General features: G+C 63.2%; 22 protein-coding genes. 11 read left to right on the plus strand and 11 right to left on the minus strand.

What is annotated here, in order from left to right; translation table 11 throughout:
• Positions 1–5: 5 nt before the first annotated feature.
• Together AC5ZG5_RS04155 and AC5ZG5_RS04160 are read right to left on the minus strand one after the other, a co-directional pair.
• On the minus strand, positions 6–1,505 hold the full coding sequence (locus tag AC5ZG5_RS04155) for a 4-hydroxyphenylacetate 3-hydroxylase family protein (RefSeq protein WP_456641122.1): 1,500 nt from the start codon (positions 1,503–1,505) through the stop codon (positions 6–8).
• Between the two features lie 30 nt (positions 1,506–1,535).
• Positions 1,536–2,066, minus strand: coding sequence for a flavin reductase family protein (locus AC5ZG5_RS04160; RefSeq protein WP_028162052.1), 531 nt, complete (start codon positions 2,064–2,066; stop codon positions 1,536–1,538).
• 77 nt (positions 2,067–2,143) lie between these two features.
• Here AC5ZG5_RS04160 and AC5ZG5_RS04165 point away from each other — a divergent pair, with 77 nt between their 5' ends.
• From AC5ZG5_RS04165 to AC5ZG5_RS04175, 3 genes are all read left to right on the plus strand, one after another.
• Positions 2,144–2,830: a MarR family winged helix-turn-helix transcriptional regulator gene (locus tag AC5ZG5_RS04165; protein WP_456641123.1), complete on the plus strand. Its 687-nt coding sequence runs from the start codon at positions 2,144–2,146 to the stop codon at positions 2,828–2,830.
• Between the two features lie 139 nt (positions 2,831–2,969).
• The gene (locus AC5ZG5_RS04170) at positions 2,970–3,551 is read left to right on the plus strand and encodes an amino acid synthesis family protein (RefSeq protein WP_456641124.1); all 582 of its coding nucleotides are present in this window, start codon (positions 2,970–2,972) and stop codon (positions 3,549–3,551) included.
• 20 nt (positions 3,552–3,571) lie between these two features.
• Positions 3,572–4,768 carry an amidohydrolase family protein gene (locus tag AC5ZG5_RS04175; RefSeq protein WP_456641125.1) on the plus strand — a complete coding sequence of 399 codons (1,197 nt, stop codon included), beginning with the start codon at positions 3,572–3,574 and terminating at the stop codon, positions 4,766–4,768.
• Between the two features lie 115 nt (positions 4,769–4,883).
• Here the strand turns inward: AC5ZG5_RS04175 and AC5ZG5_RS04180 are convergent, their stop codons facing one another.
• The gene (locus AC5ZG5_RS04180) at positions 4,884–6,386 is read right to left on the minus strand and encodes a 4-hydroxyphenylacetate 3-hydroxylase family protein (protein ID WP_456641126.1); all 1,503 of its coding nucleotides are present in this window, start codon (positions 6,384–6,386) and stop codon (positions 4,884–4,886) included.
• 209 nt (positions 6,387–6,595) lie between these two features.
• Between AC5ZG5_RS04180 and AC5ZG5_RS04185 the strand changes: the two genes are divergently transcribed.
• The 8 genes from AC5ZG5_RS04185 (at position 6,596) to AC5ZG5_RS04220 (ending at position 13,938) form a co-directional block, all read left to right on the plus strand.
• Positions 6,596–7,234 (plus strand): MarR family winged helix-turn-helix transcriptional regulator, encoded by a 639-nt coding sequence (locus tag AC5ZG5_RS04185; RefSeq protein ID WP_456641127.1) that lies wholly within the window; start codon positions 6,596–6,598, stop codon positions 7,232–7,234.
• Positions 7,235–7,440: 206 nt separating this feature from the next.
• Entirely contained in the window at positions 7,441–8,664 is a 1,224-nt protein-coding gene (locus AC5ZG5_RS04190; RefSeq protein ID WP_456641128.1) for an ABC transporter substrate-binding protein, read from the plus strand.
• A 71-nt stretch (positions 8,665–8,735) separates the two neighbouring features.
• Positions 8,736–9,614 (plus strand): branched-chain amino acid ABC transporter permease, encoded by an 879-nt coding sequence (locus tag AC5ZG5_RS04195; protein ID WP_456641129.1) that lies wholly within the window; start codon positions 8,736–8,738, stop codon positions 9,612–9,614.
• Complete coding sequence (locus AC5ZG5_RS04200; RefSeq protein ID WP_456641130.1) at positions 9,614–10,450, plus strand: branched-chain amino acid ABC transporter permease; 837 nt, start codon at positions 9,614–9,616, stop codon at positions 10,448–10,450. Before AC5ZG5_RS04195 ends, AC5ZG5_RS04200 begins: the two co-directional genes overlap by 1 nt.
• The gene (locus AC5ZG5_RS04205) at positions 10,447–11,199 is read left to right on the plus strand and encodes an ABC transporter ATP-binding protein (RefSeq protein WP_028162043.1); all 753 of its coding nucleotides are present in this window, start codon (positions 10,447–10,449) and stop codon (positions 11,197–11,199) included. The genes AC5ZG5_RS04200 and AC5ZG5_RS04205 overlap by 4 nt, the downstream gene beginning before the upstream one ends.
• Positions 11,196–11,906 (plus strand): ABC transporter ATP-binding protein, encoded by a 711-nt coding sequence (locus tag AC5ZG5_RS04210; protein ID WP_456641131.1) that lies wholly within the window; start codon positions 11,196–11,198, stop codon positions 11,904–11,906. Before AC5ZG5_RS04205 ends, AC5ZG5_RS04210 begins: the two co-directional genes overlap by 4 nt.
• A complete protein-coding gene (locus AC5ZG5_RS04215) occupies positions 11,903–13,618 on the plus strand; it encodes an FAD-binding protein (RefSeq protein ID WP_456641132.1) in 1,716 nt (571 codons plus the stop codon). The genes AC5ZG5_RS04210 and AC5ZG5_RS04215 overlap by 4 nt, the downstream gene beginning before the upstream one ends.
• The gene (locus AC5ZG5_RS04220) at positions 13,615–13,938 is read left to right on the plus strand and encodes a 2Fe-2S iron-sulfur cluster-binding protein (protein ID WP_028162040.1); all 324 of its coding nucleotides are present in this window, start codon (positions 13,615–13,617) and stop codon (positions 13,936–13,938) included. The genes AC5ZG5_RS04215 and AC5ZG5_RS04220 overlap by 4 nt, the downstream gene beginning before the upstream one ends.
• A gap of 45 nt (positions 13,939–13,983) precedes the next feature.
• Here the strand turns inward: AC5ZG5_RS04220 and AC5ZG5_RS04225 are convergent, their stop codons facing one another.
• The 8 genes from AC5ZG5_RS04225 to gabT all read right to left on the minus strand — a co-directional run bounded on the left by AC5ZG5_RS04225 (position 13,984) and on the right by gabT (position 25,776).
• Positions 13,984–16,314 carry a molybdopterin guanine dinucleotide-containing S/N-oxide reductase gene (locus AC5ZG5_RS04225; protein ID WP_456641133.1) on the minus strand — a complete coding sequence of 777 codons (2,331 nt, stop codon included), beginning with the start codon at positions 16,312–16,314 and terminating at the stop codon, positions 13,984–13,986.
• Positions 16,315–16,348: 34 nt separating this feature from the next.
• Positions 16,349–17,908, minus strand: coding sequence for an acetolactate synthase large subunit (locus AC5ZG5_RS04230; RefSeq protein ID WP_456641134.1), 1,560 nt, complete (start codon positions 17,906–17,908; stop codon positions 16,349–16,351).
• A gap of 34 nt (positions 17,909–17,942) precedes the next feature.
• On the minus strand, positions 17,943–19,598 hold the full coding sequence (locus AC5ZG5_RS04235) for an ABC transporter ATP-binding protein (protein WP_456641135.1): 1,656 nt from the start codon (positions 19,596–19,598) through the stop codon (positions 17,943–17,945).
• A complete protein-coding gene (locus tag AC5ZG5_RS04240; protein WP_456641136.1) occupies positions 19,595–20,434 on the minus strand; it encodes an ABC transporter permease in 840 nt (279 codons plus the stop codon). Before AC5ZG5_RS04240 ends, AC5ZG5_RS04235 begins: the two co-directional genes overlap by 4 nt.
• Before the next feature lie 7 nt (positions 20,435–20,441).
• Positions 20,442–21,464, minus strand: a complete 1,023-nt coding sequence (locus tag AC5ZG5_RS04245; protein ID WP_028162035.1) for an ABC transporter permease — start codon at positions 21,462–21,464, stop codon at positions 20,442–20,444.
• On the minus strand, positions 21,461–23,050 hold the full coding sequence (locus AC5ZG5_RS04250; RefSeq protein ID WP_456641137.1) for an ABC transporter substrate-binding protein: 1,590 nt from the start codon (positions 23,048–23,050) through the stop codon (positions 21,461–21,463). The genes AC5ZG5_RS04245 and AC5ZG5_RS04250 overlap by 4 nt, the downstream gene beginning before the upstream one ends.
• A gap of 75 nt (positions 23,051–23,125) precedes the next feature.
• The gene (locus AC5ZG5_RS04255) at positions 23,126–24,421 is read right to left on the minus strand and encodes an ArgE/DapE family deacylase (protein WP_130224172.1); all 1,296 of its coding nucleotides are present in this window, start codon (positions 24,419–24,421) and stop codon (positions 23,126–23,128) included.
• Between the two features lie 77 nt (positions 24,422–24,498).
• Positions 24,499–25,776, minus strand: coding sequence for a 4-aminobutyrate--2-oxoglutarate transaminase (gene gabT, locus AC5ZG5_RS04260; RefSeq protein ID WP_456641138.1), 1,278 nt, complete (start codon positions 25,774–25,776; stop codon positions 24,499–24,501).
• Positions 25,777–25,793 lie beyond the last annotated feature (17 nt).

Genomic DNA, 25,793 nt, shown 5'->3' on the forward strand with positions numbered 1-25,793 from the left:
GAAGTTTAGGCGACCGCTCGGGACGATGAAGCCGGTTTTTGGCCGTTGGTCAATTCGTCCGTCAGATCGTAGCTCGACAGCATCTTGTCGAGCAACGCCGCCGACTTCTGCCAGTCATAGGTGCGGAAGGCATGCCCCTTGGTGACGAAGGTCGCACCGGCATAGAACATCTCATATTGCGCATGCCGCGAGGCGAATTCCGATCCGACCGCATCCCAGGCGAGCTTGTAGAACTTCACCTTGTCCACGGCGCCGGCGGCCGGCGACTGCTGGGTCTTGCCGATCAGCTTCGCCAGATCCGGATTGTCGAAATCCTTCACGGAGGACGGCAGCATGATCATGCCGCCGCCGGCAAGCTCGCGCAGCGCGTTGATGATCTTGGCATAGAGCTGCTGCGTCATGGTCTGCGCCCCGTAGAGCATCTGCCGATCCGGCACAAAGTAAACGCCGCGCTGCTGGCCCTTGGTCTCCATCGCGACCATGAACGCTTCCACCATGCTGACCTCGGCGGCGAGCTGGCCGAGCGTCTCCTTGACCTGCGGGAAACCGATGATGCCATTGGTTTCCGCGATACGGTGCGCGATTCCCGCAAGGAAGCGCAACTTGATCGAGAGCCGGATCATGGCCTGGTAGTTCTGGTAGACGTGCGCCGGCGTGACGTGGAACTGCTTCTGGCACATCGCGATGTCATCGACGATGAACACCCTGTTCCAGGGCACCTTAACCTCATCGAAATACAGAACCGCATCGTTCTCGTCGAAGCGGCTCGCCAGCGGGCTGTCGAACACCGCCCCGGCCCCCGCCTCGTAGGATTTGCGCGAGAGGATCTTGAGTCCCTTGGTGTTCATCGGGATCGCAAAGGAGATCGCGTATTTTTCATCGCCCGGCTGCAACGGCTGGATGCAGGTGACGAACACCTCATTGGCCATGATCCCGCCGGTCGCCAGCATCTTGGCGCCGCGCACAACGATGCCGTCAGCATCGCGCGACACGATGCCCGCGGTCAGGTAGGGATCGGCCTGCCCAGCGGCGCTCTTCGAGCGATCAGCCTGCGGATTGATGATGACGTAGGTCAGATAGAGATCGTTGTCGCGCGCGTAGCGGTAATAATCCGCAAGAGCCTTGGCGCGCTCCTTGTCATAGGCCTCGAAGACCTCGAGCCCCATATACATGCCCGCAATGCACGAGGCGACATGGTCCGGCGCTCGCCCCATGAAGCCGGCATGCAGCTCTGTCCACGCTTCCAGCCCGCGCCGGCGCCTGACCAGCGCCTCATAGCTGCCCGGCAACTCCCAAATGCGATTGGCGCGGGTGCCGGTGTCGGTCTCAAACGTCATGAGCTCGCGATTTTCCGGCGCGCTTTGGAAGTCGAACATCCGACCGACCGAAGCCACGGCGCCGCGAAACGCCGGATGCGTGGTGACATCGGTCACCAGCTCGCCGTCAAGATAAACTTCGCGTCCGTCGCGTAGGCTCGCAATGTGCTGTGCGCCAGTCTTGATCATGAAGGCCTCGAGATCTCCTGGATGGATTTACTAGTAGTGCATTGGAAGCGGCCATTCCGGGCTGCTTTCGGTTCCGGCAAGGCTGCGATAGGCCCCGCGAAAGAATATAAGCGGTTCTTTGGGAGGATGGGCGGAAAACCGCACGACCCTCCCGACGAAGATCACATGGTCACCTCCGTCATACTGCGCGTAAGGCACGCATTCGAAATGCGCCAGCGCGCCGGCGATCAGCGGCGCCGACATATGGCCGATCGTGTGCTCCACCGCAGTCCATTTATCGCCGAGCGCCCGGGCGAATTGGTTCGACAGATGCTCCTGATCGTGCCCCAGGATGTTCACGGCATAACCCTTGGCCTCCGTCATCGCGGCCAGGCTGAAGGCCTTGCGGTCGATCGAGAACAGGATCAGTGGCGGATCGACCGAGACGGAATTGAACGAGCTCATGGTCAGCCCGATCGCACTTCCGTCGGCAGCCTGCGCGGTGATCACGGCAACCCCGGTGGCAAACTGCCCCAACGCCCGGCGGAAGGCACGCGCATCGAGATCTGTGGTTGCGGTCATCAGGAGTCACAAGCCCATAATTAGCTTTATAACAAAGCTATATTATCGAGGTAAAAAGACCGCTGTCAAGCAAGCCGATGCCGATCTTTGCGGCAGCGCAACGCAAGCTGTTCGTGCTTGTGCCAGACGACATATCGCGGCGCAACAGCGAGGAATTCATGCCGAGCAAGACAAGATCACGGACAGCCAAGACCAATCGGAAGGCACAAAAGCCTGGAATTGAGCCAACGGTCTCGATCCCCCATTTGATGATGGATGGGTCCGACTGGGCCTTTCGGCACTTCATTCACGATGCGCTCGCCTTTTTTACAAGATTGCAGGCGGTACGGAGCCAACTCGGCGCGGTGCTCGGTCTGTCCGGAACGCAGTATACGGTGCTGATTGCGGTCGCACATCTGAGCGGCGAGAACAGGAAGATTGGAGTGAACCAGATCGCCGAACATCTGCATTTCAGCAGCGCCTTCGCCACAATCGAGATCTCCAAGCTCGTTGCCAGGGGCCTTGTCCACAAGCACGTCGATTCGGAGGATCGGCGGAGGGTCATCCTCGCGGTAAGCCCGAAGGGCCGAGCCTTGATCAACGAGTTGGCGGCGCTGCAGCGTCCGGTCAACGACATGCTGTTTCGCGGGTTGTCGGCAACCGACTTCCGGAAAATGCGCAAGCTGATGACTGGCATGGTGAATGCTGCGGACGAGGCCGCACACCTGATCGAGAATACGTTGCGCGGCCGCCAGCGCTCGCTGGGGGATCGTGAGGCTTCCTGATTGGGCTACCCCGGCTCGCGTTCCCCGCATCCAACTCGGGTTGCCACCCCTCCCTACCCTTGCTTCGCAACTAAGCTATTGCTCAAACATATTTGATGCGGCAGGATTTGCCGTAGCTGGTTTGGGAGAAACTCATCAAATGAAACTCGATGTCAGGCGCCTGCTCTGTTTCACCGATCACAAGGAGGTCGAGGCGGGCCGGCGACACGCCAGTCCGCTGCGCCGCGTTGCCGCGGTCGCAATTATCCAGAACCCCTATGCCGGGCGCTACGTCGAGGACCTGTCCGAAGGGACGGTTGCCAGCGCGGAGATTGGAGCCGTGCTGGCCAAGCTGGCGATCGAGGCGCTCGGGCCGCACAAGGCTGAAAGCTATGGCAAGGGCGGCGTCGTCGGCCTCGGCGGCGAACTCGAACATGCCAACGCCTTGCTGACCACCACCTTTGCGACGCCGCTGCGGGAGGCCGTCGGCGGCGCCAAGGCCTGGATCCCCTCCTTCACGAAACTCGCGGCGCCAGGGTGCCTGATCGACGTTCCGTTGGCCCATAAGGACGCCCTTTACGTCCGCTCACACTACGACGGCGTCTCGGTGACGCTGCCGACCGACGCGCCGGCCGCCGACGAAATCGCGCTGATCGTCTGCCTCGCCAATCGCGGCCGCCTCAACGCGCGCGTTGGAGGCCTGTCTGCTGACGCCATCGTCGGCGAGGACGGACTACACTAACCCCAGCGACAGGACTCTCCATGCGCACCGCGATCGTCAACATCGGCACCATCGTGACGGGCGACCTTGCCGCTCCCTTTGCCAAGGGCGACGGCATCTTGATCAATGATGGCAGGATCGTCGAGATCGGAACGCTTTCCGCTGACGCGGTCGCAGCTTGCGATGTGGTGATTGATGCCGCGGGAACGACGGCGGTGCCCGGGCTGATCGACAGCCACGTGCACATCACTTTCGGCGACTACACCCCGCGCCAGCGCGTGGTCGGCTATCTCGAAAGCTATCTGCACGGCGGCACGACGACGGCGATCACCGCATCGGAAGTGCATGTGCCTGGCCGACCAAAGGATGCGACCGGCGTCAAGGCGTTGGCGCTGGCGGCGCGGGCGTGCTTCCTGGATTATCGTCCCGGCGGCGTGCGGGTTCACGCCGGCTCGGTCATTCTCGAGCCCGGCCTCACCGAGGGTGATCTTGAGGAACTCGCAGGGGCCGGCATCTGGCTCGCCAAGGCAGGGTTCGGCGCCTTCGCCACGCCTTTCGACTATGCACCGCTGATGCAGGCGGCGCGACGATTGGGCATGGTGACCACCATGCACACCGGCGGCTCCTCGATCCCCGGCTCGTCAGGGATCTGGGCCGAGCATGTGCTGGCGTCCAATCCGACCGTGTCCTTTCACGTCAATGGCGGTCCGGTGGCGATGCCGGAGGCGGGCTTTGCCCGGCTGGTCAACGAGAGCACCATTGCCTTGCAGCTTTGCACCGCGGGCAATCTGCGCACCGCGCTCCTGACCGCCAAACTGCTCGACGAAGTGGGGCAGCCGGAGCGGCTGTTGATCGCCACCGATACGCCGACCGGAAGCGGCATCATGCCGCTCGGCATGTTCTACACGATCAGCCACCTGGCAAGTCTCGGCGGCATGCCGCCGGAACAGGCGATCGCCGCGGCCACCGGCAACAATGCGCGCGTCTATCGGCTCAACACCGGCCTGCTGCAACCCGGCAAGGAAGCCGACGTGCTCCTGATCGATGCCTGCGCCGGCGGCTCGCAGGACGACGCCTTGTCGGCCTTGCGCAACGGCGACGTCCCCGCGGTATCCGCCGTATTGACGGCGGGCATTCCGCGCTTCGTGGGTCGCAGCCGCAACACGCCGGCGGGCATCCGCAACGTGCGCGTCGCGGAAAACCGCCTGCCCCGCGACTTCTCAGGCGCCGCGCATTAGACCCGACGCGTTTTCCGCGCAGATAAGTCTGCGCAATCTGCGTAAACTTGATTGCTATGCGAACCGGGTCCACCCTCGGATCAAGTCCGAGGGCATGCTTCGCTCGAAAACGCTTCTAGTTCTCAAAATCCGGCAACCGGTACTTGCTCGCCAACCGGTCGGCAAGGCCCGAGGCGCGATCCCAGTCATAGGTGCGATAGCTGTGGCCGCGGGTGACGAACTGCGCACCGGCGTAGAACATCTCGTATTGCAGATGACGCGAGGCGAATTCCGAGCCGACCGCATCCCAGGTCATTTTCAGCATCTTGACCCGCTGCTCGCCGCTCATCGCCGGCGAGATCTGCGTCAGCGAGATGATGTCGGCCAATTCCGGATTGGCGAAATCCCGCACCGATGACGGCAGCATCAACAGCGCCCCACCGGCCAGTTCACGGATGGTGCTGATGATCTGCGGGTACATTTCCTGCGACTGGACCTGCGCCGCATAAAGCAGATGCTTGTTGGGCAGGAAATATTCGCCGCGCATGGCGCCGCCGGCTTCCATGCCGAACACCATGCCCTCGATCAGCGCCGCCTGCGAGGCGAGCTTGCCGAGCGTATCGACCACTGGCGGAAAATTGATGGTACCGATGGTCTGCGCGATGCCGCGCGCCAGGCCGACCAGAAACCGCAGCTTGACCGAAAGCCGGATCTGCGCCTGATAGTTCTGATAGATATGCGCCGGCGTATCGTGAAGCTGTGCCCGGCACATGTCGGTGTTGCGCAGCAGGAAAACGCGCTCCCACGGCACCTTGACGTCGTCGAAGAACACCAGGGCGTCGTTCTCGTCGTAGCGATAGGCCAGCGGATTGTCGTACTCGCTGACCGCGTGCGCCTCGAACGACTTCCGCGACAGCATTTTCAATCCCTTGGTGCCCATCGGCAGCGCACAGGAAAATGCCAGATGCTCCTCACCCGGCCGGAGGGGCTGGCCGGAGCCGACAAACAGCTCATTGGCCATGATCGCACTGGTGGCAAACAGCTTGGCGCCGCGAATGGTGATGCCGGAAGCGTCCTCGTCGACGATGCGGGCCACCATGTCCTCGGCGCCCTTGCCCTGGCTGCCGAACGCCTTGGAGCGGTCGCCCTGCACGTTGTTGATGACGTAGGTCATGAACAGGTCGCTCTTGCGGGCGTAGTCGAACCAGTCGCGAAACGCCTGGGCGCGCTTCGGGTCATAATTTTCGAAAACCTCGATGCCCATCATCATGCCGGACATCGAAGACGCGACGTGGTCCGGCGATCGGCCGAGGTAGCCGCAGGACAATTCGGCCCACTCCACCAGCGCCTTCCGGCGCTCGACCAGATCCTCATAGCTCCTGGGGAGCTGCCAGGCCCGGCTGATGCGCCGGCCGCCGCCGACGTCAAAGGTCATCCGCTGCAGATTGTCGGGATGCGCCTGATAATCGTACAGCACACCGGCCGATTCGACGGCATGACGATAGGCAGGATGCGTCGATACATCGGCAACGCGCTCGCCGTCGAGAAAAACCGCCCTGCCGTCCCGCACGCTTGCGACGTGCTCGGCGCCGTTCTTGACCAAACCGCCCACAGCCGCCCCGGATGATGCCTCGTCCATCGCGATCCCCCAAAAAACATCGAACAAATGGCACCTCGTGCCAGCCCGATGCAGGATTAGATAGCTAATATCCGAAGCTATTATGGGCTGAATGTCAAGGCGGCAATCAACGCTGTGCCCCTCCGGGCACAAGCATTGCAATGACAAGCATTGCAATTGCCATTGGGACCGTTCAATCTTCCGACGAACCCAATCAATGAGATGATCCCTTGGCCAAGACAGCAGCGCGCGCCATCACCACCAAACCCGGCGCCGGACGCATCGCCCATCGCACTGCGCTCACAACCTCCCGCCCTGAACTGCTCGTAGACGGCTCCGACCAGCAGTTTCGCAAACTGGTGCACAGCCTGTTCGGATTTCTGGCCCGGCATCAAACACTGCGCGATGGCCATGCCGCCGTCATCGGTCTTCCCGGGATCGAATACACCACGCTGATCGCGATCCGGCATCTGGCGGCGCAAGGCGACGTCCACGTCAAGACCGTCGCCGACCACCTCCATCTCAGTGGCGCCTTCGTCACCACCGTGACCAACAAGCTGGAAAGCAAGGGCTTGATCGAAAAGGCTGCGCATCAGGGTGACCGCCGACGGCTCTCGCTCAGCGTCACGTCGCGGGGCGTCGAATTGCTCGAGCGGCTGGCGCCGACGCAAATGCAGATCAACGACGTGGAATTTGGCTGCCTGAGCGCGCGGGAGTTCGAGATGTTGCTCGACCTGGTGCAGCGCCTGGTGGAGTCGAGCGACCGCGCTATCGCGCTGCAGCGATACCTGGCCGAAACCAACGTCCAGCCGATGGCCTCGCCATCGCGTAAATCCTCGTCCAAGCCGCGGAAGACCGGCAAGGCGTGACAGGTTGCCGCAAACTTCACCGCAGTGCCGAAAAAATAGCTTCCAAAGAGAACTAATCTACAAAGCTGCGAAATTTTCGTTTGTCAAAGAGCCAAATCTGTTGGAGCATTAGCTACGCGCGGGGCCACTGGCACGCCGCGTGCATTGCACCCTTCCGAGATCGGCTGCTGTAGGCAGCCATGGTTAATAGCAACGGAAAGAAGTCGATGTTGAAGGTCATATTGAACCCGTCGCGGCTGCTAGGCACCCTCGCCGTGATCTCGCTGAGCGCGGGCAGCGCATTGGCGCAAGCCCCGGAGATCGCGCTTGGCGCGGTCGTGCCGAGCAGCGGCCCATTCGCCGAATGGGGCCGCAGCAACAGCGTCACGCTGAAGATGCTGGAGAAGCAGACCAATGATGCCGGCGGCATCAACGGCGCCAAGCTGAAGATCACCATTCTCGACGACGGCGCCAAGCCGGCCCAGGCGGCGAGCTCGCTGCGCAAACTGGCGGGCGACGAAAAGGTTCTCGCAGTCGCAGGCCCGCTGACCAGCAGTGCCGCGGAAGTGACGTTTCCTGTCGCCAACGAGATGAAGGTGGTCGCAACCTCGCAGGCTTCCTCGAAGCCTGGAGTAGCCAAGCTGAACCGCCCGTGGGCGTTCCGCAACACCATCGACGAAGGCGTGCTCGCCAAGACGACGGTGCCCTATTTCAAGAAGGCGTTCAACATCAAGACCGTCGGCATCATCTTCGATGCCAAGGACGCCACCGCAGCGACCGTCGGCAAGGCGATCATGCCCGCCGCGCTGAAGGCGAACGAGATCGCCATCGTCAACGAATCCGACCCGCTGTCCTTCAACACCGGCGATCTCGACGTCAGTGCCCAGGTCACCAAGCTGAAGTCGCTGAACCCGGACGGTGTGGTCGTCAGCGCGGACTATAGCCAGGCCATCACCGTGCTGCGCGAGATGAAGCGCCAGGGCCTGATCAAGCCGGTCGTCGGCGCCACCCAGTTGATTTCGTCGGCGATCCTCAAGGCCGCGCCGGAAATTCCGATCATTGCGCCGGCGACCTTCTTCGCCACCATGAAAGGCGAAGCGGCCGAGAAGTTCGTCGCCAGTCTGCAGCCGCTGCTGCGCAAGGAGAGCGGCTTGCCGGCCGAGATCGAACCGAGCATGTATGACGCCAACATCTATGAGATCGTCAGCATGTATATCGATGCGATCAAGAAATCCGGTGTGACCGGCAAGCCTGCAGACGTCGAGGCCGATCGCGCCAAGATCCGCGACCATCTTGCCAAGCTGGAAGGCTTCCAGGGCCTCGGCGGACCGATTGGCTTCAACGACGACGGCGATGCGATCAAGGCGTTTTACGTGCTGCAGGGTCAGAACGGCGCGTGGGACACCAAGGTCCGCGGCTGCAGCTCCGCGCCCAACCACGCCGGCTGCTGATCGACGCGGCAATCATTCGGTGGCCGGGTTCGCCCGGCCCCTCTCTTCAACATCCGACCGACTGAACATTCATGCTGTGGCAGCAACTCGTGAACGGCCTCACGCTAGGAGCGATCTACACGCTGCTGGCGCTGTCGTTCTCCATCGTGATGGGAATTCTCGGCATCCTCAATCTGGCGATCGCCGAACTCTTCATGATCGGCGGCTATTTCGGATTCACGCTGATCGCCGCAAACTTTCCCCTTCCCGTCGCCGTGCTCGGCGGCATGGCGGGCGCGGCCATTGCCGCCATGGTGATCGAGAGGATTGGCTATCAGCCGTTGCGGGGTACTCCTGTCGTCACGCCGATGCTGAGCACGCTCGGCTTCTCGATCATCCTGCAGAACGTCGCGACAAATTTCTGGGGCTCCGACCCGCTGCAACTGCCTGATGAGTATCTGGGGCGGCAGTACACGCTCGGCCCGGTCAATATCGGCCAGATGCAGCTCATCGTTGTCGGCGCCACCATCGTGCTGGTGACGCTGATCGCCTACACCGTGCAGCGAACCACCATTGGCCGGGCGCTGCGGGCGGTCGCCGAAAACCGCGAAGTGTCGCGCCTGCTCGGCGTCTCGGCGGACCGGTTGACCTTGTTTGCCTTCGCCCTGTCAGGCGCGCTCGCCGGCGTTGCCGGCGTCCTGATCGCGCTGCATTACGGCGCAATCACACCATATCTCGGCGTCGAAATCGGGCTGAAGGCGGTCGCTGTGATGGTGATCGGCGGCACCACCAACATCTGGGGCGCGCTGCTCGCAGGTCCCCTGATCGGCGTGGTCGAGGTGCTCACGGTGGCTTATGGCGGCTCGCAGGTCCGCGACTTCGTCGTGTACGGCTTCATGATTCTGATCCTTTTGCTGCGCCCACAAGGTCTGCTCGGCGGCGCGCGTTCCGACCAGGGCCAGCGCGTGTGATGTCGACCTATTATGCCAGCCTGTTCGCTGAAGCCGGCATCCTGCTGCTCGGCGCGCTCAGCGTTTACATCATCCTCGCCACCGGCCAATTGTCGCTCGGCAACGCGGCCTTCATGGCGATCGGCGCCTATCTGAGCTCCTACCTCACCGTCGAACTCGGCATGCCGCTCACGCCGGCGCTGACCCTCTCCGCGATCGCGGCCGGCATCATCGGCGTGATCGTGGGCTTCCCTGCCCTTCGGCTGAAAGGCATCTATCTTGCGATGGCCACGCTCGGCTTCGGCGAGATGATGCGCAGCTTCTTCATCAACTTCCCAGCGATGGGTGGATCCGGCGGCTTTCACGGCATGGCGCACATTTCGGTCGGGTATATCTGGGCATGGGCCGGCGGCATCCTTGTCGTCCTGATCCTTGTCGAGCGCTCGCGCGTATGGCTCGAGATGCAGGCCGTGCATGACGACGAAACAGCCGCGGGGCTGGTCGGCCTAAACACCGTGGCGATCAAGGTGGGCGCATTCGGGATCGGCGCGGCTGTTGCTGCGATCTCCGGTGGGCTGTTCGCGCACCATCACGTCTATATCGAACCCGCCAATTTCGGCTTCGAGCGCTCGATCGACTTCGTGCTCGCGACCATCCTCGGCGGCTCCACGCTCGGGCTGGGCTCGCTGATCGGCGCGATATTGTTGGTCTTCCTGCCCGAATTCCTGCGGCCGATCGCGGACTGGCGCCTCGCCGCCTTCGGCACGCTGCTGATCCTGGTGCTCCTGGTGCGCCGCCAGGGCATCGTCGACCGCACGCTGCTGCGTGGGCTCACGTTCAGGAAGGCGGCATCATGAGCGCGCCGCTTCTTCAACTCAGCGAGGTCACAAAGAGCTTCGGCGGCATCCATGCGCTTTCCGCCGTGACCAGCGGCGTGCCTGAGGGCAAGATCGTCGGCATCATCGGTCCCAACGGCGCTGGAAAGACGACGCTGTTCAACGTCATCACCGGGGCCTACCGCGCCGATTCCGGCACGGTTCGCCTGAATGGCACGGCGCTGAATGGGCTGCCTCCCCACCAAATCGCGCGCGAAGGCATTGCGCGAACCTTCCAGAATATCCGCCTCTTCCCCAGCATGACGGTCTGGGAGCATCTGCTCGTTGCGCAGCCGCACCGCGAATCCTGGTGGCGCCGATTGCTGCCGGTCGGCTGGGGCGACCCTGCCGCGCAGGTCCGCGCGGTAGAGGTGATGGAGTTCTTCGGCCTGACCGACTTGCGCGACCGCCCTGCCAAATCGCTGCCTTATGGAATGCAGCGCCGGGTGGAGATGGCGCGTGCCCTCACCGCGCGGCCGAAGCTGTTGCTGCTCGACGAGCCCGTGGCCGGCATGAACCATGACGAGGCCGAAGAGATCCGGCAACTGATGCTGAAGCTTCGCGCAACCGGATTGACGATCCTTCTCATCGAGCACGACATGAACTTCGTGATGCGGCTGTGCGATTATCTCTATGTGCTCGATTTCGGCGTCCTGATCGCGGAAGGCGCGCCAAGCGAAGTCCGAACGAATCCTCGCGTCCTCGACGCCTATCTTGGTAAGGACGAATGATACTCTCGGCTCGTGGGCTGCAGGTCCGGTATGGCGCCATCACCGCGGTGCGCGGCGTGGACATCGACGTCGCTGAAGGTGAAATCGTCGCGTTGCTCGGTGCCAATGGCGCGGGCAAGAGCACGATCGCCCGGGCGATCGCGGGCCTCCTGCCGTTCCAGGGCGAGATCGTCTACAAGGACCAAAAGCTGAGGCCGAATGATGCCGAACGCAACGTTCGCCGCGGCGTCGTGCTGGTGCCCGAAGGGCGCGGCATCCTCGGACGCATGACGGTCGAGGAAAACCTCGCGATGGGGATCTATACCCGCGCGGACAAGAGCCAGGCGATCGCGGACCTCAAGCGCATGCAGGAGCGCTTTCCGATCCTCGGGCAGCGGCGTCACAACGCGGCGAGCCTGCTCAGCGGCGGCGAGCAGCAATTGCTGGCGACCGCGCGCGCGCTATTGTCGAAACCGCGCCTGTTGCTGCTGGACGAACCGTCGCTCGGCCTTGCGCCCCAAGCCACGGCTTACCTCTTTGGCGTCATTGCCGAGACCCGCGCCGAAGGACTATCTGTGCTATTGGTTGAGCAAAAGGCGCGTCAGACGTTGAAGGTGGCGGACCGGGCGTACGTGCTCGAGACCGGTCGCGTGGTGGCATCGGGGCCGGCGCAGAAGATGATCGAAGATCCCGCGGTCTCGGATGCCTTCTTGGGAGGACCGGGTTGAATTCAGCCCAGAACTTGAGCCCGGCGCATCTTGAGACCGACGTGCTCGTGATCGGTGCCGGCGGCGCCGGCATGTACGCGGCGCTGGAAGCTGCGCGTGCCGGTGCGTCCGTGATTCTCGCCGATCGCAGCCTGATTGGTCGCGGCGGCGCAACGGTGATGGCGCAAATGACGGTGGCGGCTGCGCTTGGCGAGCAGACGCCCGATCACTGGGAGTACCATCTGGCGGATACGCTCGCGGCAGGCCGCGGACTGTGTGACGAGCGCCTCGCCGCGCTGCTTTGCGAGGACGGGCCGCGGCGGCTGCGCGAGATGGACGACTGGAAGGTGGGCTGGGCGCGGGAGGACGGCCACATCAAGCAGGCTCAGGCGCCAGGCCATGACCGTCCCCGCTGCGCCTATGTCGATTTTCTCTCGACGGGTCCCGCGGTCTCCAGGACACTGCGGACCCGACTGAAAAGTGCGAGCGATGTGCGCTTGATCGGCGATCTCGTGATCGTCGATATCGCCATACAGGACGGCGAGGCCTGCGGGGCAGTCGCGTTGCACCTGCCGACCGGTCGCGCGGTGACACTCGCCGCGAAAGCCGTAATCATCGCAACTGGCGGCCTTACCGGCCTCTATCGCCGCAACAGCGCCTCCGCCAACATGGCCGGCGATGGCTATGCGCTGGCCTTGCGCGCCGGGGCGGAGTTGATCGACATGGAGTTCGTTCAATTCTTCCCGATTGGCCATCTGGCACCGCGTCTGATCGGCATGGATCCGATCATGTGGGATCCGTTCCGCTACAAGCTGGGCGGCAGGCTGCTCAACTCTGAACGCCGGGAATTCGAAACGGCCTATGCGAGCCAGGATTCCCGCAGTGACGGCCGTTACGTCCTGACTCGCGATCTCGCGACCTATGCGATCACCAAAGAGGTCGAGGCCGGTCGCGGCAGCCCGGCGGGCGGCGCCTATCTCAGCTTCCGTCACGTACCCGAGGCGGAGATACGCCGCGCATTCGGACCCGTCGTGGATCGTCTTCTTGCCAACGGTATCGACCTTGCTCGACAGGACGTCGAGGTCGCGCCGATCGCCCACTACACGATGGGCGGGGTTCGGGTCGACGAGACGCTGCAGACGCGCATACCGGGACTTTATGCCGGCGGCGAGGTCGTGGGCGGCGCCAATGGCGCCAACCGGCTGTCCGGCAATGCGATTACCGAAGCGCTGGTCTTTGGCGCGCGCGCCGGTCGCAACGCCGCGGAACGAGCCAAGGCACAAAGCCTGTCCTGGTCAGCAGAGGCGGTTCGCCCTGTGCTTGATCTGCTGCGCAGCGCAACAAGACGAGATGCGCCCAATCCTGCGGCCGCGATTGCCGGGTTGCAGACGGCGATGGCCGACAAGGTTGGTCCTTTCCGAACAGAAGCCAAGCTTCGCTCGGCACTCTCCTCGATCCTGCAGCTCAGCCGGGAGATCGGCAATGTTCCGCTTTCGACCGGGGCGCCGTTCGACACGATGATGACTGACTGGCTGGACCTTCGGAACATGCTGCTGGTGGCGCGGTCGGTCACAGAGGCTGCGCTGGCGCGCAGCGAAAGCCGCGGCGCGCATCAACGGGAAGACCAACCGAGACTGTCGGAGGACTGGTGCGTCAACCAGACCATCAGCCTGTCACAAGGCGATATCAGCCTGCGCAGGATCGCGCCGGCCAATGGAAGGCCCGTGGCATGAACACAACTCTGCGCATTCGGCGCGGCAACGCCGGGGAAACGCCGCGGTTCGAAGAGTTCGACGTCACGTTCGAGCCAGGCCAATCCGTGCTCGATGGCCTTCGCATGGTACGTCGACTGATCGACCCCACCCTCGCCTATCGGTACTCCTGCATCAACGCCAACGCGTGCAAGGAGTGCATGATGCTCATTGACGGCACAGTCGACTACGCCTGCACGGTGCGCCTCAAACAGGGCGTCATGACGCTGGCGCCGCTGCCGAAGAAAGCGCTGATAAGAGACCTCGTCACCGAAATCGCGCCACCCGACGAGCGGCTATAGCCGCGTTTGAAGCAACAATTTGCGATCATTCCGCGATCATCGCCACTATCGCGAGCGAGATTTCACGGGAATCGGCGGCTCATAGGCTCGGACGGCCGGAGCCGTTCCGACGAACTTCTCGCAATCGACGACAGTGATTTGCCCGCAGCATCCTTGAGCCAGCCGTGACGTGCCGACGTCGCGCGTCAGCACATTGGGATTGCCATGGAGGCAAAGCGGATTCTCCGCGCCATCAGGGGCGGGATCGTACCAGGCGCCAGTCGGCAAATTGACCACGCCCCGCATGACGTCGTCGGTCACCTTAACCGCCGCGAGGCAGGCGCCGCGCGCGTTGAATATCCTGATGACATCGCCGTCGACGATCCCGCGCGGCGCGGCATCGTCCGGATGCATCCGCGCGACTTCCCTGCCCTCGATCTTCCGGGACTGGCTATAGTCACCGAAATCGAGCTGGCCATGAAGTCGCGTCGCCGGCTGATTGGCAACCAGCCACAATGGAGCCGTCGCGTCCGGCTGCTCGGTCGAGGCGAGCCAGGTCGGGTGGCCCGGGCAATCGTCATAGCCGTAGCCGGCGATCGTCTTGGAGAATATCTCGATCTTGCCGCTGGGCGTCGGCAGCGGATTTACCTCTGGCTCCGTTCGAAAACGACGCAGGATGCCTCCGTCGTCCGGTTCCGACGGAAGCGCCAGTTCGCCGCGATCCCAAAACTCCTCGAAATCTGGCGCCTCCCAGCCGCGGCCGGCCAGGGCCCGCCGCGTCGGCTCATACAGATGGCGCATCCACTGCGCGGCATCGCGTCCTTCGGCAAAGACTTCTGCGGCGCTAAGGCGTTCGGCGAGATCGCAGAGAATCGCGAAGTCGTCACGCGCTTCACCGACCGGGGGCGCAACCTTGCGCATCGCGATCAGGCGCGGATCGGTCGCCGCCGCGCCGATATCATCGCGCTCCAGCGTCATCGTCGCAGGCAGCACAATGTCGGCGGACCGTGCCATCGCGGTCCAGGCGAGTTCATGGACCACGATCGTATCGGGGCGCGCGAATGCCTGACGCAGACGATGAATATCCTGATGATGATGGAACGGGTTGCCGCCCGCCCAATAGACGAGCTTGATGTCGGGATAGCGCAGTTCGCTGCCGTTATATGCGAATGGCGCGCCCGGATTCAGCAGCATGTCGGAAATCCGCGCCACCGGAATGAACTCGCGAACCGGGTTGGTGCCTTGTGGCATGGTCGGAATCGGCACGGCGTTGACACGGCGGCCGGTGTGCCCCATCGCGCCGAGCGCATAATTGTAGCCGCCGCCGGGCAGGCCGATCTGACCGGCCATTGCGGCAAGGACTGCAGCGGCCCACACCGGCTGCTCGCCATATTGCGCCCGCTGCAGCGCATGGGCCACGGCAATGAGGCTGCGGCCATGCACAAGGGAGCGCGCGATATCCCTGATCGTGTCGGCCGCAATTCCGCTGATTGCGGCAGCCCAATCGGCATGCTTGGGCTGTCCGTCGCGGTCACCGCGAAGATAGCGCTCGAACACGTCGAAGCCGGTCGTGTAGCGGTCGACAAACGCACGGTCGCAAAGATTTTCCGCGAGCAAGGTGTGCGCCATCGCGAGCATCACGGCAACGTCGGTGCCCGGACGAATCGGAATCCACTCGGCCCTGGCCTCGGGCGGGAAATCGTCGCGCAACGGGCTGATCGAGATGAACCGCGTGCCTCGCTTGACCGCCTCGCGCATGGCGTCGGGCTCGACGTGCCGGCTCAGCCCGCCGCTGGCGATCATCGAGTTCTTGATCGGCATGCCGCCGAACGCGAGCACGATTTCAGTGTGGGTCCGTAGCTGGTCCCAGGTGACGTTGCGGCGCGAAAGCGCCTCGAACGGCCCCATCACATGCGGCAGAATCACTGACGACGCGCCGGCGCTATAGCTGTTGACCGAACGCACATAGCCCCCGCAAACCAGGTTGAGAAAGCGGTGGATCTGGCTTTGCGCATGATGAAAACGTCCCGCGCTGGCCCAGCCGTACGAGCCTCCATAGATTGCGCGCGGGCCGAAATTGTCGCGAACGCGCGCGAGCTCGCCGGCGAGCAGATCGAGCGCGGTGTCCCACCCGCATTCGACGAAATCGTCGCCGATTTCGCGCCGCTGCGGGCCTGGCCCATGCTCGAGCCAGTTGCGGCGGACCATCGGCTTGAGGATACGCGCCTTGTGGCGCAAGGCACCTTTGAAGTTACCGAGGATCGGCGATGGCGCAGGATCGCCGCCGTAAGGCAGGATCGCGACATCCTGACCATCCCAGCGCGCCGAAAACGCTCCCCAATGCGCACTGTGCGTCGCGAAGGCCTCGTTATGATCGGTCGCGTTGGAATGCGTCATGCGAGGTTGCCCCGTCTATCAATCGCCTCAAGAGTTACAGCAACGATGCCTCGATAACGAACGGCCCGCGCTGTCGAAGCGCAGCATCGAACACTTCAGCGAAACGCTGAACGGTCGTCACGCGTTCCGCAGCTACGCCCATGCCGCCGGCAAGCTTGACCCAATCGATCTCGGGATCCTCGATGTCGAGCATGCGGCGGGCATTCTGGCCGGGGTTGGCGACGCCAACCTTGCGCATTTCGCCGTGGAGGATTGCATAGCCGCGGTTGGCAAAGACGATGGTGACGATATCGAGCTTCTCGCGTGCTTGCGTCCAGAGCCCCTGAAGCGTGTAGAGGCCGCTGCCATCAGCCTGAAGCGAGATGACCTTCCTTCCCGGACAGGCGATCGCGGCCCCCGCCGCCATCGGCACTCCGATGCCGATGGCGCCGCCCGTAATCTGGAGATAGTCGTGCGCGGGCGCGTTGTAGGACAGCTCGTAGAAGCCGGAGGACGTGATCGCCTCGTCGCACACGATCGCGTTCTTCGGCAGCTTCGCGGCAACCACGCGATTGATCATTTCGGCGGTCAGAGGACCGTCGGCCTGGAAGGACATCTCGGCTGGCGGCAGCTCGCTCGTCTGCACACCTGCCGTCGACTTGGCGCCGACAGCTTCCGCAAGATGGGCGAGAATTCCCTTCAGATCGTGACCGAGCCCACCGAGCTCGACCACGCTGCACCCCTCAGGTGCGAGGCGACCCGACTGGGTTGGGTAGCCAAAGAACGTGACCGGCTCCTTGGCGCCGATCAGCACGATCATATCGAGCCCTGCCAATGCGGCACGACCCGGCTCCCAGGCGAAGGATATCTTCTCGATCGGCGCCCGACCGCGCCCGCGCTCGATGCGCCCGTTGACGCCCTGTGCAAACAGCCGCGCGCCGGTCTTGGCGCAAATCCTTTCGGCATCGGCAAGCGCATCGGCGCGCAAAGCCTGCCCAGACAACATCAGCGCCGCCTTGCAACCGCGGCGCAAACGATCGACGACCGCCTTGAACTTGTCCGGATCGACTTCGCGCCGCGGCGGCGGCGAACGCCTGGCGAGCGGAGCCGCGGCTGATCGCTCCGACCAGGCCATATCCGCCGGCAAGAGCAGCGTCGCGATGCCGTTCGCCAAGCTTGCGTCCCAGGCATCCGCGACATCCTGCTCGATCGAGGCGGCACTGCCGATCCGGCGCACGAACGCCGACATCGGCCGGGCGAGCGTTTCGATGTCGCTCGTCAGCGGCGCGTCGAGCGGAAGATGCGCGGTCGAATGCTCGCCGACGATATTGATGATCGGCGTGCCGGCGCGCCTGGCGTTGTGCAGGTTGGCGAGCCCGTTCGCCAGACCGGGGCCGAGATGCAGCAGGGTCGCCGCGGGCCGGTCCGTCATCCGGCCATAGCCATCGGCAGCTCCGGTGACGACGCCCTCGAACAGCCCAAGCACGCAGCGCATGTCCTGCCGACGATCGAGCGCGGCGACAAAGTGCATCTCCGACGTGCCCGGATTGGCGAAGCAGGTATCGACGCCAAGCGCGAGCAGCGCGTCGCAGAGATGATCCGCACCAGTTTTCATGTCATTGCGCCCCGTGTTTCCCGTTCGCGAGCGCCTAGGCGAAACATACGTTGGCCGACGGCTCGTGAGGCCTGCCGAACAACGAACGCCCAGGAATGGCCTCGAGCAGCTCGCGGGTGTAAGCGTGCTGCGGCGCGCCGAATACCGATTGCGTCTCACCCTGCTCGACGATTTCGCCGCGCCGCATCACGACGATCCTGTCGGCGATCTCCGATGCGACACGCAGGTCATGCGTGATGAACAGCATTGCGAGGTTCATTTCTTCGCGCAGCTCGGCCAATAGCTCCAGAATGTGCTGTTGCACGGAAACGTCGAGCGCCGAAACGGCCTCGTCCGCGACCAGCACCAGCGGCTTCAACGCGATGGCGCGCGCGATACAGATACGCTGGCGTTGCCCGCCGGAGAATTCATGAGGATAGCGTTCATATGCGCTCTCCTTCAGCCCAACTCGCGCCAACAACCGCTTTGCGTCCGCAATCGCCTCGATTGGCGGCGTTCCATAGGTCATCGGTCCGCGCGCGATGGCTTCGCCGACCTTCTGTCGTGGATCGAGGGCTGCAAAGGGATCCTGAAAGACGATCTGCACCTTGCGGCGCATCGCGCGCAATTGTGCGCCTTTCAGTTTGAGAAAGTCGCCCCCATCAAAATCGATCGAACCGGTGTCGGGCTCGATCAGCCGCATGATCATGCGCGCGAGCGTCGATTTGCCCGATCCGGACTCACCAACGACGGCGACGGTCTCGCGCGGCCGCAGCGTGAGAGCGACGTCCTGCACGGCCGATACCCGTCGCACCGGCCTGAACGCGCCCTGACGCGACGCGAATACCTTGTTGAGACCGCGGGCTTCCAACAATGGATCGCTGCCCAGCGCCTGGCTGTGCGCCGTTGGGGGGCGCCCGCCCGGCACTGCCGCAATGAGCGCCTTGGTGTAGTCATTCTTGGGGGCGCGAAGCACCTCATCGACCGTGCCCTGCTCGACCACACAGCCGTTGCGCATGACAACGACACGGTCGGCTATGTCGGCGACGACACCAAAGTCGTGCGTGATGAACAGGACGCCCATTCCCCGCTCGGCCTGCAACTTCCGGATCAAGCCGAGGATTTGCTTTTGCGTGGTGACGTCGAGTGCGGTGGTCGGCTCGTCGGCGAGCAGCAGTGCCGGCTCGTTTGCCATCGCGATCGCGATCATGATGCGCTGGCGCTGACCGCCGGAGAGCTGGAATGGATAGCTGCGGGCGAGCGCCGGAGGATCGGGCAGGCCGACCGCCGCGATCAGTTCGACGACCCGCGCGTCCAGCTCGGAACGGTACAGCTTCGCGCCGGCGTGCGTGACGATGGCTTCCGCGATCTGCTGACCGACACGCGTCAGCGGATTGAGCGCGCTGAGCGGCTCCTGGAAGATCATGGATATCGGGCCGCCCCGCAGCGCCCGCATTGCCCCTTCATCCGCTGTCGCGAGGTCCGTATCCTTGAAACGGATGGCACCGCCGGCGACGTGAAGAGCCGGCGGCAACAGCCTGAGCACGGCGTGCGCGGTGATCGACTTACCCGAGCCGGACTCGCCGACCAAGCAAACGATCTCGTTCCGACGCACGGCGAGCGAGACGTTTTCCACCGCGAACTGCCGGTCGCCGCCCTTTGGCAAAGCAACGGACAGATTTTCGATTGCAAGCAGCGGTTCGTCCGTCATGCACCTCGCGCCTTCCGCGACAGTCTCGGGTTCAGGGTATCGTTCAGTCCTTCGCCAACGAGGTTGATCGCCAGCACGGTGAGGAAGATGGCTACACCGGGGAACACGCTCATCCACCACGCTTGACGCATCACCGAACGGGACGCGCCGATCATGAATCCCCACGACATCAGATTGGGGTCACCGAGCCCCATGAAGCTCAGCGCACTTTCGATCAGGATCGAACTGGCGATCATCAACGAGCCGGTCACGATGATCGGCGACACCGCGTTCGGCAGGATATGGCGCAACACCACCGACATCGGCGGCTGCCCCTGACAGACCGCGGCCTGCACGAACTCCCGGCTCCGCAGCCGCAGAAACTCGGCGCGCGTCAGCCGGGCGAGCTGCGGCCAGCTCACAGCGCCGATCGCGAGGATCACGTTGGTCAGAGAAGGTCCGAGCGTCGCCACCAGCAGGATGGCAAGAATGAAGCCAGGAATCGTCTGGAACAACTCGACGAAGCGCATCAGAAAGTCGTCGACGCGGCCGCCGAAATAGCCGGCAACGGCTCCCACGGTGACGCCGATCGTGAGCGCGGCAAGTGTCGACGAGACGCCTATGAGAAGCGAGACCCGCGCGCCATAGGCGATGCAGGCGGCGACGTCGCGGCCGAGCATGTCGGAACCGAGCCACGTCTCGCCGTCGAACGGCGGCTGGAACGGCGCGGCCACCATATCCCAGGGATCGACGGGAAACAGGGTCGGCGCCACGATGGCCAGCACAACGACTCCGGTCAGGATGACCAGTCCGATGACGCCGGCCGGATGCCGAAGAAAGGATGCCAGGTTCTTCACGGCCGCCTCACCTCACACTTCGTACGGAGATGCGCGGATCCACCATGCGATAGACCGCCTCGGTGAGCAGGTTCAGCCCGATCACCACAATCGACATGACCAGGAAGATGCCTTGCATGACCGGATAGTCGCGCTGCAGCACGGCGTCATAGATCAGCCGCCCCAGGCCGGGCCAGGCGAACACGGTCTCGACAACAACCGCGCCGCCAACCACCGCGCCGGCCTGCATTCCGGCGACCGTGATAACGGGCAGGATCGCGTTGCGAAGCAGATGGTGCATCACGATCCGGGACTCGGTCACGCCCTTGGCCCGCGCCGTCTTGATGAAATCCTGCTGCTTGACCTCGATGATCGAGGAACGCATCAGCCTGGCGTAGATCGCGAGATAGACAGCGGCCAGTGACAAGGTCGGCAGGACCATGTGCGAGGCAATGTCCGCGATGCGCTGCCACGCCGTCATCTCGACGCCGACGGTCACGTAGCCGAATGGCGGAAGCCAATTGAGCTGCACGGAAAACAACAGCACGAGCATCAGGCCAAGCCAAAACACCGGCAAGGCATAGAGCAGCAGCGAGACGATCGTAAAGAACGTGTCGGACCATTTTCCCGCACGTGTGCCGGCTATCGTTCCTAACGCCGTACCGAAGACCAGGGACAGGATGAACGCCGTACCCGTGAGCAGCAAGGTCGCGGGCAGCCGCTCGAGCAGCAGCGACAACACGGTCCGCTGTTGCCGATAGGAATAGCCGAGATCAAGCGTCAGCGTCTTCTTCAGGGAGCTCGCCAGTTGCACCAGGTACGGCTGATCGAGGCCATAGGCCGATCGTATCTGGCGGAGCAATGTTTCGTCGGCAGCACCGCTTTGTCCTGCGATCACCTGCGCCGGGTCGCCGGGCGCCGCGTGAACGAGAATAAAGTTGAAGGTCGCGATAACCAGGATCACGCCGATGATCTTCACCGCTCCGTAGGCGATGCCCAGCACGTAGGCCGACAAGCGGCCTCCGTACCGGGTGATGGCGACGACGCTCATTCGAACCGGACCGCGCCGAAGGTTTCGTGAACGCCGATGGCGGTCGTGGTCACATTCTTGAGCTTCTTGTCTGTAAACGTCGGAAAGTCCTGTTCGAGCAGCCACACGATCGGCACATCCTCGACCAGAGCCTTCTGCACCGCGCTGTACAGTTCCTGCCGCTTCTCGTCCGGCGAAGCGGTCGCAGCTTCCTCGAAAAGACGATCGACTTCCGGATTTGAATATCCGGCCGTGTTGGAGAACATGATGCCCTTGCGGATGTTCGACGAAATGTAGGTGCGCGATACGCCGATAGCGGGATCTCCGAGCTGATAGACGAGATTCGTCGTCATCGAATACTCCCCGTTGCTGACCTTCTGGATCCAGCCCGCGACATCGGTGCCTTCAAACTGCAGGTCGATTCCGACCCGCAGCAGCGACTGGCGCAAGAACTCTGCGACGCGACGATAGAGCTCGCCCGATGGCGTGACCAGGAACGGAACGGTGATCCGCTTGCCATCGGCGCCCGGCTTCAATCCCATCTCGTCGAGAAGAGCTTTTGCCTTGTCCGGTGAGTATTCGTACTGCTTTACGTTCTTGTCGTAGAACCGGGTCTTCGACGAGATCGGACCGGTCGCAACCTTGCCGAGACCGAAGTAGACACGCTGGAGCAGAGCCTTGCGGTCGATGGCGTACATCACCGCCTGACGGAAGCGCTTGTCATTCATCGGCGCGATGCGATTGTTCAGCTCGAGCCACAGATGTGGCGCGAAGTACTCATATCCCTTCGTCGTCATGTCGAGATGGGGCAGCTTGGTGAGGCGAGCCACATCGTACTGCTCGATGTCGCTCCACTGCGTCAGCTTGACGGTTCCCTGCTCGAGCGCGACCGAACGCGCCGCTGCGTCCGGAATGACGCGGTAGATAATCTCGTCGATATGAGGTTCACCGGCGCGATAATAGCCGTCGTGCTTGACCAGGTGAATGTGCGATCCCCGCACCCATTCCTTCAGCTTGAAGGGACCGCAGCCGATCGCCTTGTCATTCGCAGGATTGGTCTTGAAGTCGGTGCCTTCGTAGATGTGCTTCGGCAGGATCGGCGCCGTGGTGCAATCGAATGCTCCGAGGAACGGAGAAAACGGCGACTTGAGCTTGAACACGACCGTCAGCGGATCGGGAGCTTCGGCGCTATCGATGCGGGTGAATATCGGCCGGGCCCGCGCGTGGGTCTCGGGCAGGATCTTGGTCATCGAGAAGATGACGTCGTCGGCCGTCAGCGGCTTGCCGTCGTGGAAGGTGATGTTCGGGAACAGCTTGAACGTATAGGTCAACCCGTCGGGAGAGGCGCTCCAGGATTGCGCCAGGCCGGGGATCGGTTTCAGGTCAAAGTCGTAGCGAAGCAGGCTCTCGTAGATCTTGCCGCAGATCGTCAGCGTCGGCTGGAGCTGGCTGATCGCGGAGACCAGCATGGCCGGCTCCGGATGGGTAATCGTGCTGAGCGTGCCGCCGCGCGTCTGCCCCGCGGCACGGTGCAAGCCGAGCGGGATCCCCGCGACGCTAGCCATTCCCGCGGCCAGTCCCAACTTGCCGAATTCACGCCTGTTCATTCCCATGATATCCCCCCTTCCTGTTGACATGGCTCTCTGGACGAGACGCGCCGGCCGCAGATGCGGCGGCGACCATCACAGCTTCTTCAATCCGCACCAGTTGGCGACGAAGAGCGCGATGCTCAGTGTGATCTTGCGGACGCTTTCGAGATCGACGCGCTCATTGAACGCATGCGGCCCGATGCCGTAATGGCCGTAGCACAGCGCCGGAATTCCATAGTCGACGTTGTAGTAGCGCGTATCGGTAACGGCGGTGCCGATCTGCAACTGCATCGGCTCGTTGAAGACCACCTGATGCACCGAGGAGAGCACCTGCTCGGCTTCGCTTCCGGGCTCCAAGACCGACGGATCTGCCTGGAAGCCGCTCCAGATCAGTTCAGCCGGATTGCTGGACAGGAAGCTGTCGGTGGCCTGTGCGTCGGCCAGGCACTTCTCGATGCCACGCATCGCCTCCTGCGGGCTAGTGCCGGGAAGCAGGCCGAGCCGGCAGTCGAACTCGCACCAGGCCGCCGTCGAGCTTGCCCAATCGCCGCCCTTGATGATGCCGACGTTGAACTTGATCGGCGATTTGACGGTCTTGAACCACGGATGATCCACGGCCTGTTCGTTGAGCCGCTTGGTGTAGTCCTGGAACGCACGGATCACGTGCATGGCCGACAAAATGGCGCTGGTGCCTGTCTCGGAGTAGGCGACATGGGCCGGCGTGCCTCGCACTCGCACGCGGAACCAGATCGCGCCGACCTGCGCGCGCAAGAGCTTTTGGCCGATCGGCTCGGGGATGAGGCACGCGTCGGCGCGATAGCCGCGCATCAACGTCGACAGCGCGCCGTTGCCGGTGCTTTCTTCCTCGGTGACGGTCTGCACGTGGATGCGGCCCTGCGGCGCGTAGCCCGCGGCCCGGATCGCATCGAGCGCAAAAATCATCGCCGACACGCCGGCCTTCATGTCCTGAGCGCCGCGGCCGTGCATCCAGCCGTCGCGCACCACGCCGTCAAATGGCGGAAAATCCCAGAAATCCGCCGGGCCTTCCGGCACCACGTCGATATGACCCTGGAGGATCAGGCTGCGCCCCTTCCCGCCTCCCTCATAAGTCGCCACAACTTGCCTCGAGCCGGCAAGATCGATCCCGTCCATCGGAGCCGCCTTCGGATGGCTCATCAGATCGACGTCGGCGAGACTGAAAGCATCGACCTTGTAGCCGCGCTCGGCCAGGCGCTCGGCCATCCAGGCCTGGAGCGGAGCCTCCTGACCGCGGAGACTGCGGAATTGTACCAGGCGCGCGAGAAAGGCCACCTGGTCGTCAAAGTTGCGATCGACGGCAGCCCGCAATTCCTCCGCGAGGCTATTGGTCTTGGTCAGCTCAGTTTCCAAGGTCGTCTCCTGTTCGCAGGGGTTATTTCACCCGAGTGCTCGTTGTTGGTCTGGTTGATGTTCGTCGGTAGCGGGGTTCAGGCGACGAGGCAGGATTCCAGGATCGAAAGCCCCTCGTCCACAATGTCGTCCGATGCCGTGAGCGGGACCAGAATCCGAATCGTGTTCGCGGTCGTGCCGCAGGACAGCAGGATCAGGCCGTTCTGGTGCGCAAGCCTGGTGACCTGACTGGTGGCTTCGGCGTCCGGCTCGTTGCTCCCCCGCTGCTTGAGCACATCGAAGGCGATCATCGCGCCCAATCCGCGAGCCCGGGAAATCGGCAGCAGATGATTGGCCTGGGCAAAGCGATCGATCGCATCGCGCAAGCGCGCACCGATCTCATTGGCGCGCGCGAGAAGGTTCTCCTGTTCGAACACATCGAGCACCGCAAGCGCAGCCGCGCACGCCAGCGGATGACCGGCATAGGTGCCGCCGAGGCCACCCGGCTCCGCCGCGTCCATGATCGCGGCACGCCCGATCACGCCAGATAGCGGCAAGCCACCGGCAAGGCTCTTCGCGACACAGATGAGGTCTGGCTTGACGTCGTAGTGCTCCATCGCGAACATTTTTCCAGTCCGACCGAATCCGGTCTGAACCTCGTCCGCGATCAGCACGATCCCATTCTCGTCGCAGATGCGGCGCAGCCCACGCATCAGTTCGGGAGGAGCCTGGTGGAAGCCGCCTTCGCCTTGCACAGGCTCGATGATGATCGCCGCCACCTGGGACGCATCGATGTCGGCCTTGAAAATGAAGCCGATATAGCGCAGCGCGTCGTCGACGCTAATCTCGCTGCCACTGATCGGAAATGGTACATGCCACACGCCGGGCAGAGGGGAAACAACACCCTTCTTATAGGGCACGACTTTTCCCGTCATCACCGACGCAAAAGCAGTGCGCCCGTGGAAGCCTCCGGTGAACGCGATGACCCCGCTGCGGCCGGTTGCCGCACGAGCGATCTTGACCGCATTCTCGGTGGCCTCGGCACCGGTTGTCAGCAGTATCGACTTCAGCGGCCCGCTGATCGGCGCCAGCGCGTTGAGACGCTCGGCGAGCTCAACATAGGAGTCATACGGAGCGACCTGGAAACAGGTATGCGTAAAGCGATCCAACTGATCGCGAACCGCCTTGATCACCTGCGGATGGCGGTGACCCGTGTTGAGAACCGCGATACCACCGGCAAAATCGACGTAACGTCGTCCCTCGACGTCCCAAAGCTCGCTGTTGAGTGCCCGATCAGCGAAAACCGGTGTGGCATGACCAACACCACGGACCACCGCAGACTGCCTGCGTGACATCAGTTCGGAGTTTAGCGCCATTCTTACTTCCCCAAGTT

Source organism: Bradyrhizobium sp. Ses1, from assembly GCF_059512365.1.

Bases quoted from the DNA above. Each gene is read 5' to 3' on its own strand.
- AC5ZG5_RS04250 (WP_456641137.1), bottom strand. From the start codon at position 23,050: ATGAACAGGCGTGAATTCGGCAAGTTGGGACTGGCCGCGGGAATGGCT.
- AC5ZG5_RS04160 (WP_028162052.1), bottom strand. From the start codon at position 2,066: ATGACCGCAACCACAGATCTCGATGCGCGTGCCTTCCGCCGGGCGTTG.
- AC5ZG5_RS04210 (WP_456641131.1), top strand. From the start codon at position 11,196: ATGATACTCTCGGCTCGTGGGCTGCAGGTCCGGTATGGCGCCATCACC.
- AC5ZG5_RS04225 (WP_456641133.1), bottom strand. From the start codon at position 16,314: ATGACGCATTCCAACGCGACCGATCATAACGAGGCCTTCGCGACGCAC.
- AC5ZG5_RS04205 (WP_028162043.1), top strand. From the start codon at position 10,447: ATGAGCGCGCCGCTTCTTCAACTCAGCGAGGTCACAAAGAGCTTCGGC.
- AC5ZG5_RS04155 (WP_456641122.1), bottom strand. From the start codon at position 1,505: ATGATCAAGACTGGCGCACAGCACATTGCGAGCCTACGCGACGGACGC.
- AC5ZG5_RS04195 (WP_456641129.1), top strand. From the start codon at position 8,736: ATGCTGTGGCAGCAACTCGTGAACGGCCTCACGCTAGGAGCGATCTAC.
- AC5ZG5_RS04245 (WP_028162035.1), bottom strand. From the start codon at position 21,464: ATGAGCGTCGTCGCCATCACCCGGTACGGAGGCCGCTTGTCGGCCTAC.
- AC5ZG5_RS04190 (WP_456641128.1), top strand. From the start codon at position 7,441: ATGTTGAAGGTCATATTGAACCCGTCGCGGCTGCTAGGCACCCTCGCC.
- AC5ZG5_RS04170 (WP_456641124.1), top strand. From the start codon at position 2,970: ATGAAACTCGATGTCAGGCGCCTGCTCTGTTTCACCGATCACAAGGAG.
- AC5ZG5_RS04175 (WP_456641125.1), top strand. From the start codon at position 3,572: ATGCGCACCGCGATCGTCAACATCGGCACCATCGTGACGGGCGACCTT.
- AC5ZG5_RS04200 (WP_456641130.1), top strand. From the start codon at position 9,614: ATGTCGACCTATTATGCCAGCCTGTTCGCTGAAGCCGGCATCCTGCTG.
- AC5ZG5_RS04165 (WP_456641123.1), top strand. From the start codon at position 2,144: ATGCCGATCTTTGCGGCAGCGCAACGCAAGCTGTTCGTGCTTGTGCCA.
- AC5ZG5_RS04180 (WP_456641126.1), bottom strand. From the start codon at position 6,386: ATGGACGAGGCATCATCCGGGGCGGCTGTGGGCGGTTTGGTCAAGAAC.
- gabT (WP_456641138.1), bottom strand. From the start codon at position 25,776: ATGGCGCTAAACTCCGAACTGATGTCACGCAGGCAGTCTGCGGTGGTC.
- AC5ZG5_RS04230 (WP_456641134.1), bottom strand. From the start codon at position 17,908: ATGAAAACTGGTGCGGATCATCTCTGCGACGCGCTGCTCGCGCTTGGC.
- AC5ZG5_RS04220 (WP_028162040.1), top strand. From the start codon at position 13,615: ATGAACACAACTCTGCGCATTCGGCGCGGCAACGCCGGGGAAACGCCG.
- AC5ZG5_RS04235 (WP_456641135.1), bottom strand. From the start codon at position 19,598: ATGACGGACGAACCGCTGCTTGCAATCGAAAATCTGTCCGTTGCTTTG.